Source organism: Leifsonia lichenia, from assembly GCF_054780215.1.
Window position 1 is genome coordinate 161,563 of record NZ_BAAGWT010000004.1, and the last position, 13,313, is coordinate 174,875.

Consider the following 13,313-nt stretch of genomic DNA (forward strand, 5'->3'; position numbering starts at 1 on the left):
CGCAGCGCGGGCTGCCCAGCACCGCGCATCCCGTGCCGGGCTCAGGCGCCCTGCACGAACCAGATCTGGCCCATCCGGTAGACCATCACGGCGATGGCGAGACACACGCCGCCCAGGATGACCGTCGACCACTTGTTGCGTTCGATCAGCGCCCAGAACCCTCCCGCCAGCGGCAGGATGAGCGCGGAGATCAAATAGATGTAGAACTCGGGCAGGCTCCCGCTCGGCTCGTTTCCCACCGCCGGCGCGACGATGGTCACGATGAGCTGCGCGATCAGCAGCACCTCGACGAGCGCAAGCGCGCCCATGCTGACGTCGCCCGGCACCCGGCCCGCGAATCCGAGCACGATGCAGAGCACGCCTGCGACGGCGGCGACGATCACCTGCGCCGTCGTGAACCACTCGATCATGCGGTCGCGATCTCGTCTGTCGGGAAGTTCACGAGGGTTCTTGCTTCCTTTCCGCGGAACTCGATGAGCCCCACCAGGTGGCCGGTCGGCGCGATGGCCGCGAGCGGCACGCCGTTTCCATTCTCTCTTTCCGCCACGTGGATGCGCTTCCCGTGGGTCAGGTCGATGGCCTGCTGCTCGGTGAGGTCGAAGCGCTCGAACAGCGTCGTGGCCGCCTCTGCCGCAGGCACGAGCGCGGCGGCGACGTCGACGGACTCGATGGGATGCGCGTCCTCCACCCGGAACTCCCCCACCCTGGTGCGCCGCAGCGCCGTGAGGTGCCCTCCGACGCCGAGCGCTGCGCCGAGGTCGCGCGCGAGGGACCGGATGTATGTGCCCGACGAGCAGACGACGCGCACGTCGAGGTCGATGGCGACCTCCGACCGGCGCACGTCGAGCAGTTCGAACTCCGAGACGGTGACGGGCCGCGCCTTCAGCACGACCTCCTCCCCCGCCCGCACCCTGGCGTACGCCCGCTTTCCGTCGACTTTGATTGCGCTGACGGAGCTCGGCACCTGCTCGATCTCACCGGTGAGGTCGGCGATCCCGGAGCGGATGGCATCGTCGGCGACGGCTGCGACCGCATCCAGAGCAGCCTCCGCCACGATGTCGCCCTCAGCGTCGTCCGTGGTGGTCGTGGCGCCGAGCCGGATGGTCGCCAGGTATTCCTTGTCGGTGCCGACGATGTACGTCAGCAGCCGGGTGGAGGAGTTGAGGCCGACGATCAGCAGCCCGGTCGCCATCGGGTCGAGCGTGCCTGCGTGGCCGACCTTGCGGGTGCCGGCGAGGCGCCTGGTGCGCGCGACGATGTCGTGGCTGGTCCAGCCCTGCGGCTTGTCGACCAGCAGGATGCCGGAGCCCGTCATGCGCTCTTCTCGCCGACGACGTCGAGCACGAGCTGCAGCTTGGTCTGGAAGGTGCACTCGAGGAGTTCGGTGGCGGCCTCGTCCAGCCCGTACTTCTCCGGCAGGCGCAGTCCGAGGAGTGTGTTGAGCAGCATCCCCTCTGCGAGGAAGGTGCGGACGCGCTCCGGCTCGAAGCCGGCGTCGTCGCGCAGCAGCCGGTAGATGCTGATGAACCCCTGCCTGGCCTTCTCGCCGATCACGGGGTCGTGGCCCATGCTGAACGCCTGCATGAGCGAAAGCAGCAGCCCGCGGTCCTCGATCAGGTTGACGTATGCGGTGCCGAGCAGGCGGCCGATCTGGTCGTCTGGCGAGCCGTCGGCCTTCCACTCGTCGATCGTCTCGGTGAACGTCACGAGCAACTTGTCGAGCGCGCGGGAGAGCACCTCGACGAAGAGGTTCTCCTTGCTGCCGAACATCCGCACGACGTACGGCTGGCTGATGCCGGCCGCCTTCGCGATCTGGTCGGTGGTCGCCCCGAAGTATCCGCGCTCCCCGAAGACGAGGCTGGCGGCGGCGAGGATCTGCTCTCGGCGCTCCCCCGACGGGATGCGTTCACTGATCTTGTCGGTCACACTTGACAGGTTATCAGTTGATTACTAATCTCGGTCCTGTTGTAATCATCCGATAACAACAATCCCGCGAAATCGACAGGATGTGCAGCATGTCGTCCCCATCCACCGCCCGCCGCATCCCGATCTGGCTGGCCATCGTCGCCGCATCGCTCCCGATGTTCATGGCGACCCTCGACAACCTCGTCGTCACCAGCGCACTGCCCGTGATCGCGAAAGACCTCAGCGCCTCCATCGAAGAGCTGCAGTGGGTCATTAACGCGTACACCCTCAGCTTCGCCACCTTCATGCTCATGGCCGTCGCCCTCGGCGACCGGTTCGGACGCCGCACGGTCTTCCTCAGCGGCATCGCCATCTTCACGCTCGCCTCCGCCGCCAGCGCCCTCGCCACCGAACCGTGGATGCTCATCCTCGCCCGCGCCGTGCAGGGCGTGGGAGCCGCCGCCCTCATGCCGCTCTCGCTCACCCTCCTGGCAGGCAGCGTCAGCGCCAAGCTGCGCCCCGCCGCCATCGGCATCTGGGGAGGCATCGCGGGGCTCGGCGTCGCGACCGGCCCGCTGATCGGCGGCGCCGTCGTGCAGGGCTGGAACTGGCAGGCGATCTTCTGGCTGAACGTCCCGCTCGGCGTCATCGCCGTCCCCCTCGTGCTCGCCGCCCTGCCGAACAGCTTCGGCGAGCGCGTCCGCGCCGACATCGTCGGCCTGCTGCTCGCCGGCCCCGGCGTCCTCGGCATCGTGTTCGGGATCGTCCGCGGCAACGACGCAGGCTGGGACAGCTTCGAAGTGCTCGGCGCGCTGATCGCCGGCGCAGCGCTGCTCGTGGCGTTCGTGTTCTGGGAGGGCCGCGCATCCGCCCCTCTGCTGCCGCTGCGACTGTTCCGCGACCGCAGCTTCACCGTGGCCAACCTGGTCGGCGTGACGTTCAGCTTCGGCATCTTCGGGGCGGTGTTCATCCTCATCCAGTTCCTGCAGGTGGTGCAGGGCCACACGCCGCTCGAAGCCGGTGTGATGACGATGCCGTGGACGCTCGCTCCCATGGTCGTCGCGCCGCTCACCGGCCTCGTATCCGGTCGCACGGGCACCCGGCTGCCGATCCTGCTCGGCCTCACCTTCCTGGCCGTGGCCATGGCCTGGATCGCGCTGACCCTGTCGGCCGACCTCGCGTACTCGTCGATGTGGCCGCCGTTCGCTCTCGCGGGGATCGGCATGGGCCTGGTGTTCGCGCCGAGCTCCACCGCGGTGCTCGCCAACATGAAACCGGCGGACCACGCGAAGGCGTCCGGCACCAACTCCACCCTCCGCGAGATCGGCGTGGCCCTCGGCATCGCCGTGCTCACCGCGGTGTTCACGGGCGCGGGCGGCACGCTCACCCCGACGGGCTATGTGGATGCGGCCATCCCGGCCATCTGGGTCGGCGCGGGTGTGCTCGCGGTCGCCGCTGTGATCTCGCTCGCGCTGCCCTCCGGCATCGTCCGCCGCCGTCGCCAGGACGCGGAGGCCGAGATCACCGAGGCGGTCGCCGCCGAGGGCTCCGCCCAGGCCGCCGCGCTGGTCGACTAGCGCGCCTCTCCCCGCGCCATCCCTGAGTGGTCCCGAATTGCCGTGCGCCCTCCCCGGCGCACGGCAATTCGGGACCACTCGTTCGCGGCTAGGGTGGGGGGATGCGGATCGGCGTCATCGGAGCGGGAGCCATCGGCGGCACCATCGCAGCCCTGCTCGATCGCGTCGGCCACCAGATCGAGGTGACGGCGCGCGGGGCGCAGCTCGACGCCATCCGCGCAGACGGGCTCCGCCTCGACGGCGCGTGGGGCTCGCACACCGCCAGGATCGACGCCGACGAGATCCTGCGCACGCAGCCGGAGCTGGCGTTCCTCTGCACCAAGGCCCAGGATGCGGCTGCAGCCATCCGTGAGAACCAGCACCTGCTCGGCGGCATCCCCGTGGTCGTCGTGCAGAACGGACTCACCGGACTGCGCCAGGCCGCGACCATGCTGCCGGGCTCCGAGTGCGTCGGCGCCCTCGCCCTCTACGCGGCGAGCTTCCTCTCCCCCGGCAGAGTCAGCGTCACGACAGCGGCCAACACCTACATCGGCGCCGGGAGCGGCGAGCCGCCGGAGGCCGCCGTCTTCGCCACCCGCGTCCTCGACGCCGCCATGCCGACGTTCGCCGTCGCCAACTTCGACGGCGCCCAGTGGACGAAACTCATCGTCAACCAGATCAACGCCATGCCTGCCATCACCGGACTGAGCGCGCAGGACACACTCGGCGACGCCGCGCTGCGCCGCATCGTCACGGCCAGTATGCGCGAGGCGGTCAGGGTCGGCTTCGACCGCGGGATCCGCTACGGCAGCATCCAGGGCCTGAGCAACGGCATCCTGCGGTTCGTCGCCGCGGCTCCGCTCTGGGCCGGCCAGCTCGTGCCGCTCACGATGCGACGCCGGATGGGAGCGACCCCCAACCCAGGGTCGACGCTGCAGAGCATCCGTCGCGGCCAGCTCACCGAGATCGACTACCTCAACGGCGCGATCGTCGGCGAGGCACAGGAGCTCGGGCGGGAAGCGCCGATCAACGCCGCCATCGTCGGCCTGGTGCACGAGGTGGAGCGCACGCGCGCGTTCATCGCGCCCGCCGTCGTCGCCGACCGGATGCGCGCTGTGCTGTAGCCGTCACCGCCACCGTCACCGGCACCGCCACCGTCACCGGCAGCCGTCACCACCGGCCACCACCGGTTCAGCAGCTATCGGCGAACACCCGCCGCGGCACGTCAGGATCGCTGTCGTCGACGAGGGCGCTCGCCCACATCCGCGGCTCCGCGTCGTTCTCGTAGATCGGGTCCTGCGGCGTGTTCACCAGAGCGACGGAGTAGTGCCAGATCCCGCGCAGCTCCGGCCTCAGCAGGAACTCGCCGTCGACCACCAGCACCGCATCCTGGCCTGTGGTCTCCCAGCGGCTCTCGATCGGCACATCCCGCCGCTCGTCGAACGCCGCGGTCTGGAAGCCGGTGCTCCCCGCCATCCGGTACGGGTCGATCAGCACGCGCCGAAACGTCACGTAGTCGAACGACGAACGGTAGTAGTCGAGGTCCGACTCCTGGCCGAGCCTCGTTCGATCGGCGCGCGGTCGGTGGAAGTCGGTCATCGACGACCGGAACGTGTCATACCCTGCCTCGCGGAACACCTCGGCGAGGTCGTCGGCGAACGGCGCGGTGTCCGTCGTGCCGTCGACGGCCACCATGGTGCGCCCGTGCCCGTAACTGCGCGTCACCTCGCCGACCAGTTCACGGAGGAACAGGACGCGCGGCGTCGGTGGAAGCTTCATGGCACGAGCCTAAGCCGCGAACCTGTCGAACGCCCCGCAACGATTACGCTGGAACGATGGTGGATGCGGAGCTCGACACGTTCTCGTCCGCCGTCATCGACTGGTTCCACGCCAACCGCCGCGACCTTCCGTGGCGCAGAGACGGCTTCACCGCCTGGGGCACCCTGGTCAGCGAGTTCATGCTGCAGCAGACTCCGGTGAGCCGCGTGATCCCGCGCCTGGAAGAGTGGCTGACGCGCTGGCCGACCCCGGCCGATCTCGCCGCGGTCCCTTCCGGCGAGGCCGTGCGCGCGTGGCAGTCGCTCGGCTATCCGCGCCGTGCCCTCTGGCTGCACGCCTGCGCCGTCGCCATCACCGAACGCCACGACGGCATCGTCCCGGAGGATGTGGATGCTCTGCTCGCCCTCCCTGGCATCGGCGACTACACGGCGCGCGCCGTCGCGGTGTTCGCCTACGGCAACCGGCACCCGGTGGTCGACACGAACATCCGCCGCGTCATCGCCCGCGCGGTCGACGGTCAGGGCGAGCCGGGCCCGCCGGGCAGACGCGACCTCGCGGCGATGGATGCGCTGCTCCCCACCGGCCGCGCAGCCGCGGCCGCCTTCAACGCCGGAATGATGGAGCTCGGCGCTCTGGTGTGCGTCGCTAGGACGCCGCGCTGCGACACCTGCCCACTCGCCGAGGTGTGCGCGTGGCGGCAGGCGGGCTATCCGGCGTACGTCGGGCCGAAGAAGGCCGTGCAGAAGAAGTACGAGGGAAGCGATCGCCAGGTGCGCGGGCGCATCCTGGCCGAGCTGCGCGCCTCGCACATCCCGGTCACCGCCGCCGAACTCGAAGCCGTGTGGCCGGACGCCGCCCAGCGCGACCGCGCACTCGCCGGTCTCCTCGCCGACGGCCTCGCCGTCGCCGTCGATGCCGGTTCCGGCTCCGGCTACACGCTCCCCTAACGCAAATCGAGCCGGGACTTCTGCACGCGACGCGCCGAAGCGCTGCGTACAGAAGTCCCGGCTCGATTGCTTCTAGTCTTCTTCGTCGTCCTCGTCGCGCGGCTTGACGTACGGGTCCTCGTCGCCCGCGTATGCGGCGCCGGCGGCCAGGCCGGCCACCTCGGTGTCGCGCTGACGCGCTTCGCGCAGCAGGTCCTCGATGTGCGCCGCGTTCTCCGGGATCGCATCCAGGATGAACTCCAGCGACGGAGTCAGGCGCGCGGTGATGTTCTTGCCCACCTCGCTGCGCAGCATCCCGGTGGCCGCAGCCAGGGCCGCCGCCGTGTCGGTGCGCTCCTCGTCGGTGCCGTACACGGTGTAGAAGACCGACGCGTGCTGCAGATCGCCCGTCACCTGCACATCCGTGATCGTCACGAAGCCCATGCGCGGGTCGCGCACGCCGCGCTCGAGCCGCTTGGCGATGATGACCTTGATTCTGTCCGCGAGCTTCCTCGCGCGTGCCGGATCAGCCATGTTGTCTCTCCTTCACCTGCTGTGATGCCACCTGCCGGGATGGGAGGAGGCCCGGAGAGCGAACCCTCCGGACCTCCTATCCCTGCCTAGACGCGGGGCTTCTCCCGCATTTCGGTCGTCTCGATCTCGTCGCCGATCTGGATGTCGTTGAACTTGCCGAGCCCGATACCGGCCTCGAAGTCTGTACGCACCTCGGTGACGTCGTCCTTGAACCGGCGCAGCGACTCGATGGTGAGGTTGTCGCCCACCACGACGCCGTCGCGGATGACGCGCGCCTTGGCGTTGCGCGTGATCGTTCCGGAGCGGACGATGACACCGGCGATGTTGCCGAACTTGGAGGAGCGGAACACCTCGCGAATCTCGGCGACACCGGACTGGACCTCTTCGAACTCCGGCTTGAGCATTCCCTTGAGGGAGTTCTCGATGTCGTCGATCGCGTTGTAGATGACCGAGTAGAAGCGCACATCCACACCCTCGCGGGCGGCACGCTCACGAGCCTTGACGTCCGGGCGGACGTTGAAGCCGATCACGATCGCGTTGTCGATGGTCGCCAGGTCGATGTCCGACTCGGTGATCGCACCGACGCCGCGGTGCAGGATGCGGAGCTGGACCGAGTCGTCGACCTCGATCTTCATCAGGGACTCTTCCAGGGCCTCCACGGCACCGGAGACGTCGCCCTTGATGATGAGGTTGAGCGCTTCGACCTTGCCCTCTTCCAGAGCACGGGTGAAGTCCTCGAGCGAGATGCGCTTGCGCGACTTCGCCAGCATGGCGTTGCGCTCGGCGGCTTCGCGCTTCTCGGCGATCTGACGGGCGGTGCGGTCCTCCTCGGTGACGAGGAAGGTGTCACCGGCGCGCGGAACGCTGGAGAGACCCTGCACCTGCACGGGACGCGACGGGAAGGCCTCGTGGACGGCGTCGCCGTTCTCGTCGACCATCGCACGGACGCGGCCGTACGCCGTACCGGCCACGATCGAGTCTCCGACGCGGAGCGTACCCGACTGGATGAGCACGGTTGCGACAGCACCACGGCCCTTGTCGAGCTTGGCCTCGATCGCGATACCGCGCGCATCCTTGTTGGGGTTGGAGCGCAGGTCGAGACCGGCGTCCGCGGTGAGCAGCACCGCGTCCAGGAGGTCCTGGATGCCGATGTCGTTCCGAGCGGACACGTCGACGAACATGACGTCTCCGCCGTACTCCTCCGCGACCAGACCGAACTCGGTGAGCTGCTGACGCACCTTGGCCGGGTTGGCGTCCGGCTTGTCGATCTTGTTCACCGCGACCACGATCGGCACACCGGCCGCCTGGGCGTGGTTCAGGGCCTCGATGGTCTGCGGCATGATGCCGTCGTCCGCCGCGACCACGAGGATCGCGATGTCGGTGACCTGCGCACCACGGGCACGCATGGCGGTGAACGCCTCGTGACCGGGGGTGTCGATGAAGGTGATGGCGCGCTCGATGCCCTCGTGCTCGGTCCACACCTGGTATGCACCGATGTGCTGGGTGATGCCACCGGCCTCGCCTGCGACGACGTTCGCGTTGCGGATCGCGTCGAGAAGTCGGGTCTTACCGTGGTCGACGTGACCCATGACGGTGACCACCGGCGGGCGGATCTCGAGATCTTCGTCCGTCTCGTCCTCGAGCTCCTGGTCGAGGTCGATGTCGAAGCCTTCGAGCAGCTCCTTGTCCTCGTCTTCCGGGGACACGATCTGCACCTTGTAGCCGAGCTCTTCGCCCAGCACGCCGAACGTGGCCTCGTCGAGCGACTCGGTCGCCGTCGCCATCTCACCGAGGTGGAACAGCACGGTGACCAGGTTTCCGGGGCTCGCGTCGATCTTGTCTGCGAAGTCCGAGATGGATGCGCCGCGGCGCAGTCGCACGACGGTGTTGCCGTCGCCACGGGGAACGCTCACGCCGCCCAGCGACGGAGCTTCCCTCAGCTCGAATTCCTGCCTCTTGGCGCGCTTCGACTTGCGGGCCTTGCTCTTGCCGCCACCGCGACCGAACGCACCGGCGGTGCCGCCGCCGGGTCCGCGACCTCGGCCGCCTCCGCCACCCGCGGGACGCGGGCCACCGAAGCCGCCGCCCGGACGCTGGAAGCCGCCGCCGGCGCCTGCGCCTGCTCCTGCTCCACCGCTACCTGGACGCTGCTGGAAGCCTGGGCGGCTTCCGCCTGCGCCGCCAGGGCGCTGACCCGGGCGGTTTCCACCTGCGCCGGGCGCGCCGGGACGCGGCGAGCCGGGACGCGGAGGCGTCGGACGCGGGATGTTGCCCGGCGTCGGGCGCTGGCCCATGCCCTGCGAGCTCGCGAACGGGTTGTTGCCAGGACGCGGAGCGCTCGGGCGCTGACCCATGCCCTGATTGGATGCGAACGGGTTGTTGCCAGGACGCGGTGCGCCCGGACGCGGGATGCTGCTGCTCCCTGCGGCGTTTCCGCCTGCGGGGCGCGGGGTGTTCGGCTTGACGGCGTCCGACGGGGCTTCCGTCTTCGCTGCGTCTGCCGGAGCATCCTGTGCCGCCTTCGCCTTAGCGTCGGCAGCGGCCTTGTCGGCCTCCGCCTTCTCGGCGGCGGCCTTCTGCTCCGCGAGGGCCTGACGCTCGGCGACGGACAGCGGGGCTGCCGGCTTGGGAGCGGTGCCGCCCGGGTTGGGTGCGGACGACGGGCGCGTCGCGCCGGGCGTCGGAGCAGAGCTCGTCGCACCCGACTTGGGCGCGGCGGCCTTCTGCTCGGTGGATGCTGCCGCGGCAGCCTTGTCGGCCGTGAAGCCGTCCGCCTCGAGGGCGGCGCGAAGCTTGCGCGCCACGGGCGGTTCGATGCTGGAGGACGGTCCCTTGACGAACTCGCCCATTTCTTTCAGTTTCGCAAGAGCGATCTTGCTGTCTACTCCGAGTTCGGTAGCGACCTCGTGTACGCGTGGTTTGGCAGCCACAATTCTCCTGTCTAGGGGGTCTACCCCTAGCAGGGCAGACCGTTAGTTACGGACGGGTCTCATTTCGAGCCGCTCATTAGTTGTCACTCATTTGAGTTCACTGTGCCGTTCAGCCTGTTCTCTTCAAGTGCGGCCTGGATGGCCGTCGTATCGAGCATCCCATCGACCTTCAAGGCCCGCCCGAAGGCGTGCCTTTGCAGGGCTTTGTCGAGACACCCGACGACCGGATGCAGCCACGCACCTCGCCCAGGAAGCGTGGCGGAATGGTCCACCACGAGTTTCGAGTTCTGGGCGACGACCCTCAGAAGTGAGGGCCGGGGAGCGCGAGAACGGCATCCGACGCACGTTCTAACAGCTTCCATCTTACACCCGCGCACCGCCCAGGTCCTGCGCGGCTACTCCTTGTCCAGGATCGAGTCGGGCTGGATGTCGTGCTTGCGTGCCTGCGGCAACCGTGTCGCCACGACTCCGTCGCGTCGGCACGGCGCGAAGATCGTCATCCATCCCGACCTCATTCTTTGTCCAGGATCGAGTCGGGCTGGATGTCGATCTTCGCGCCCGTCAGCTTCGCGGCGAGACGGGCGTTCTGGCCTTCCTTGCCGATGGCGAGCGAGAGCTGGTAGTCGGGCACGAGCGCACGGACGGCCTTCAGCGATTCGTCGATGACGAACGCGCTGGTGACCTTCGCGGGCGACAGGGCGCTCGACACGAACGTGGCCAGGTCTGGCGAGTAGTCGACGATGTCGATCTTCTCGTTGTTCAGCTCCGCGGTCACGGCCCTGACCCGCTGGCCGAGCTCGCCGATGCAGGCGCCCTTGGCGTTCACTCCCGGCTCGGTGGCACGCACCGCGATCTTGGTGCGGTGACCGGCCTCGCGAGCGAGCGAGACGATCTCGACGACGCCGCTGGCGATCTCTGGGACCTCGAGCGCGAACAGCTTGCGCACCAGTGCGGGGTGCGTGCGCGAGACCGTGATCTGCGGACCCTTCAGCCCCTTCGACACGCTGGTCACATACACCCGGATGCGCGACCCGTGCGTGTACTCCTCGCCCGGCACCTGCTCCTCGGGCGGCAGGATCGCCTCGACGCTGCCGAGGTCGACATGGATCATCCGCGGATTTGGACCCTGCTGGATGACACCGGCGACGATGTCGCCCTCGCGACCGCGGAACTCGCCGAGCACGGCGTCGTCCGCGATGTCGCGGAGCCGCTGGTTGATGACCTGCTTCGCGGCGAACGCCGCGATGCGGCCGAAGTCGCTCGGGCTGTCCTCCGCCTCGCCGATGACGTTGCCCTCTTCGTCCTTCTCGGGGACGTACACGGTGACGTGGCCGGTCTTCCTGTCCAGGTGAACCCTGGCGGCCGGTGGCTCTTCCGTGTGACCGTGGCGGTGGTCGGCCTGGTCAGTGTGCTTCAGGTAGGCGGTCAGAATCGCCTGCTCGATGATCTGCACCAGCTCGTCGAAGGGAATCTCTCGCTCGCGTTCCATGAGACGCAAGACGCTGAGGTCGATGTCCATGCCGGCCTCCTCTATTCAGATCTCGCCGTCGCGTTCAGCGCGACGGACTCGACTAACTACGGTACCCGATGATCCGACCGGCCGGAACGGGGGTACCGTTCGGATCATGACCTCCCCAACGTCTGCAGCCAGACGCGTCGAGCGCATCCCGGCCGTCCGCGTCCTCGCCAGGGTCGGAAACGCGGCCATCGGCATCCTGCACATCCTGATCGGCGCCATCGCCCTCGCCGTCGCCTTCGGCGCAGGAGGAGGGGGCGACGCCGACCAGTCCGGCGCTCTCCAGGCGCTGGTGGCGGTGCCGGGCGGGCTGTTCGTGGTCTGGGCGGTGATCGTCGGGCTGATCGCCCTGGCGCTCTGGCAGATCCTGCAGACCATCGTGGCACCCAAGGCGACCACCCGTGTCGTGGAGATCGCCAAGGGCATCGTGTACGCCGTGCTCGCCGTCACCGCCATCGGCATCGCGGCAGGCGGTCGCTCCGACGCCTCCTCGTCGGAGACGTCCGCGAGCTCCCGTCTGCTCTCGCTGCCCGGCGGCGTCTTCCTCCTCGCCGCCATCGGCCTCGCGATCGTCGGGGTCGGCATCGGTTTCATCGTGAACGGCGTCACCCACCGCTTCGAGCGCGGTCTCCGCCTGCCTCCGAACGCGCTGGCGGGCGTCACGACGACCCTCGGCCGCGTCGGTTACATCTCCAAGGGCGTCGCCCTCGGCATCGTCGGCGGCCTGGTTGTCGCCGGCGCTGTCACGTTCGACCCCGGCAAGGCGAGCGGCCTCGACGGCGCGCTGAAGTCGCTCACCCAGCTCCCTTTCGGCGTCTTCCTGCTCATCCTGATCGCCATCGGCCTGATCGCCTACGGCGTCTTCTGGTGCGTGCGAGCGGTCGCCGTCCGCCTCTAGCCGGGCACGAGTCGTGCGAAACACGCGGTCGCAGGCTCCCGCACCGCACCTTTCGCACGAGCCGACCACCACTAGCCGGGCACGAGTCGTGCCAAACACGCGGTCGCAGGCTCCCGCACCGCACCTTTCGCACGAGCCGTCCGCCTCTAGCCGGGCACGAGTCGTGCGAAACGCGCGGTCGCAGGCTCCCGCACCGCACCTTTCGCACGAGCCGACCAACCCCGCGACCCGGCAAGCGCGCGCGGCGACACCCCACCCGACCCCGCGGCCGCGCGCGACGTCAGCAGTTCGGCCATGCGACGCAGGAACGCTGGGCGGTCCACGAACAGATCGCGCCGGGTGACGCGGACGACGCGCCACCCGGCGGCGACCATCGCGTCGTGCCGCCCGATGTCGGCGTGCCACTGCGCGGCGTCGGTGCGGTGACCGTCGCCCTCGTACTCGAGGATCACGCGTTCGTCGACGTATGCCAGATCGGGATGCAGGAGCATCGCCCCGAAGAACAGCGGCGGGTTCACAGCGGGTTCCCCCAGCCCGGCGTCGACCAGCGCCAGCCGCAGCAGGGTCTCCGGGCGCGAGTCCGCGCCGAATCGGATGCGCTCAGCCGCCCAGCGCAGCGCCGCGGCGCCGGGCGTGCGACCCACGCTGCCCGCGGCATCGCGCACCTGTTCGACCGTCGCCAGCGCGTCCCTGTCCCGAGCGCCGACGATGTGGTCGCCAACAGCGGTCAGCTCCTGGCCGGACAGCGACGCACCGAGTTGCCGCCACACCTGTACGGGCGAGCAGACGGGCAGCCCGTCGACCGCCCGCTCCTCGACCCTGGCGAGGCTGTGTCCGCGCACGCCTCTAGCGCGCGGCGGCGTTCGCGGAAACGGCACGCTGACATGCAGGTCTGCGAGCCGTCGCCCCTCCGCGGGGAGCGGGAACCCGTAGAGCGCGGCAGCGGTCTCATGGCTGAACACCTGGCCGGGCAGCATTCGCGATCGGTATGCGGCTGCGCGGTCCAGCACGCTCTCCACCGTTCTCGTGCTGTTCACTCCGTGGAAGGGATGCTGCACATCCCGCGCCCGGAGGCGTCGCGGTGCCACGCCAACCGCGATGGCCGCCGCGGTGGCGAAGGGAGCGTTCTGGAGTTCGTGAGGGAGGATGCGTGCCTGAGTCATGCATCCACCGTCGCCGAAACGCGGGGCCGAGGCCGCGCATCCACTGATTCTGTGGACAACCGGCCCTGTGGACTCGTGCGAAAGGTGCGGTCGCGACGGACGCGAC

Annotated in this window: 13 protein-coding genes; 4 read left to right on the forward strand and 9 right to left on the reverse strand. The window is 69.1% G+C overall.

All coding sequences use genetic code 11. The annotated features are described in order from the left end of the window. Positions 1-41: 41 nt before the first annotated feature. From ACYVGI_RS11275 to ACYVGI_RS11285, 3 genes are read right to left on the reverse strand one after another with little or no spacing between them, the layout of a single operon-like run. Complete coding sequence (locus ACYVGI_RS11275; RefSeq protein ID WP_460632713.1) at positions 42-410, reverse strand: hypothetical protein; 369 nt, start codon at positions 408-410, stop codon at positions 42-44. Next, positions 407-1,315, reverse strand: coding sequence for a tRNA pseudouridine(55) synthase TruB (truB, locus tag ACYVGI_RS11280; RefSeq protein WP_460632714.1), 909 nt, complete (start codon positions 1,313-1,315; stop codon positions 407-409). Before truB ends, ACYVGI_RS11275 begins: the two co-directional genes overlap by 4 nt. Continuing rightward, a complete protein-coding gene (locus tag ACYVGI_RS11285) occupies positions 1,312-1,926 on the reverse strand; it encodes a TetR/AcrR family transcriptional regulator (protein ID WP_460632715.1) in 615 nt (204 codons plus the stop codon). Before ACYVGI_RS11285 ends, truB begins: the two co-directional genes overlap by 4 nt. A gap of 80 nt (positions 1,927-2,006) precedes the next feature. Here ACYVGI_RS11285 and ACYVGI_RS11290 point away from each other — a divergent pair, with 80 nt between their 5' ends. Both ACYVGI_RS11290 and ACYVGI_RS11295 read left to right on the forward strand, forming a co-directional pair. Next, complete coding sequence (locus tag ACYVGI_RS11290; RefSeq protein WP_460632716.1) at positions 2,007-3,482, forward strand: DHA2 family efflux MFS transporter permease subunit; 1,476 nt, start codon at positions 2,007-2,009, stop codon at positions 3,480-3,482. 101 nt (positions 3,483-3,583) lie between these two features. After that, a complete protein-coding gene (locus ACYVGI_RS11295; protein ID WP_460632717.1) occupies positions 3,584-4,585 on the forward strand; it encodes a ketopantoate reductase family protein in 1,002 nt (333 codons plus the stop codon). A gap of 67 nt (positions 4,586-4,652) precedes the next feature. Here the strand turns inward: ACYVGI_RS11295 and ACYVGI_RS11300 are convergent, their stop codons facing one another. After that, positions 4,653-5,240: a nucleoside/nucleotide kinase family protein gene (locus ACYVGI_RS11300; RefSeq protein WP_460632718.1), complete on the reverse strand. Its 588-nt coding sequence runs from the start codon at positions 5,238-5,240 to the stop codon at positions 4,653-4,655. Positions 5,241-5,296: 56 nt separating this feature from the next. Here ACYVGI_RS11300 and ACYVGI_RS11305 point away from each other — a divergent pair, with 56 nt between their 5' ends. Further along, positions 5,297-6,187 carry an HhH-GPD family protein gene (locus ACYVGI_RS11305; RefSeq protein ID WP_460632719.1) on the forward strand — a complete coding sequence of 297 codons (891 nt, stop codon included), beginning with the start codon at positions 5,297-5,299 and terminating at the stop codon, positions 6,185-6,187. Positions 6,188-6,259: 72 nt separating this feature from the next. Here the strand turns inward: ACYVGI_RS11305 and rbfA are convergent, their stop codons facing one another. The 4 genes from rbfA to nusA form a co-directional block, all read right to left on the reverse strand. Next, complete coding sequence (gene rbfA / locus ACYVGI_RS11310) at positions 6,260-6,700, reverse strand: 30S ribosome-binding factor RbfA (RefSeq protein WP_460632720.1); 441 nt, start codon at positions 6,698-6,700, stop codon at positions 6,260-6,262. Positions 6,701-6,786: 86 nt separating this feature from the next. Continuing rightward, positions 6,787-9,630, reverse strand: coding sequence for a translation initiation factor IF-2 (gene infB / locus ACYVGI_RS11315; RefSeq protein WP_460632721.1), 2,844 nt, complete (start codon positions 9,628-9,630; stop codon positions 6,787-6,789). Positions 9,631-9,713: 83 nt separating this feature from the next. Further along, a complete protein-coding gene (locus ACYVGI_RS11320) occupies positions 9,714-9,992 on the reverse strand; it encodes a YlxR family protein (protein ID WP_460632722.1) in 279 nt (92 codons plus the stop codon). A gap of 149 nt (positions 9,993-10,141) precedes the next feature. Then, on the reverse strand, positions 10,142-11,149 hold the full coding sequence (gene nusA / locus ACYVGI_RS11325; protein WP_055892198.1) for a transcription termination factor NusA: 1,008 nt from the start codon (positions 11,147-11,149) through the stop codon (positions 10,142-10,144). A 106-nt stretch (positions 11,150-11,255) separates the two neighbouring features. Between nusA and ACYVGI_RS11330 the strand changes: the two genes are divergently transcribed. Beyond that, positions 11,256-12,044: a DUF1206 domain-containing protein gene (locus tag ACYVGI_RS11330; RefSeq protein ID WP_460632723.1), complete on the forward strand. Its 789-nt coding sequence runs from the start codon at positions 11,256-11,258 to the stop codon at positions 12,042-12,044. 146 nt (positions 12,045-12,190) lie between these two features. On the opposite strand, the gene ACYVGI_RS11335 is transcribed toward ACYVGI_RS11330, so the two are convergent. Beyond that, complete coding sequence (locus ACYVGI_RS11335; protein WP_460632724.1) at positions 12,191-13,207, reverse strand: endonuclease domain-containing protein; 1,017 nt, start codon at positions 13,205-13,207, stop codon at positions 12,191-12,193. Between the last annotated feature and the right edge of the window lie 106 nt (positions 13,208-13,313).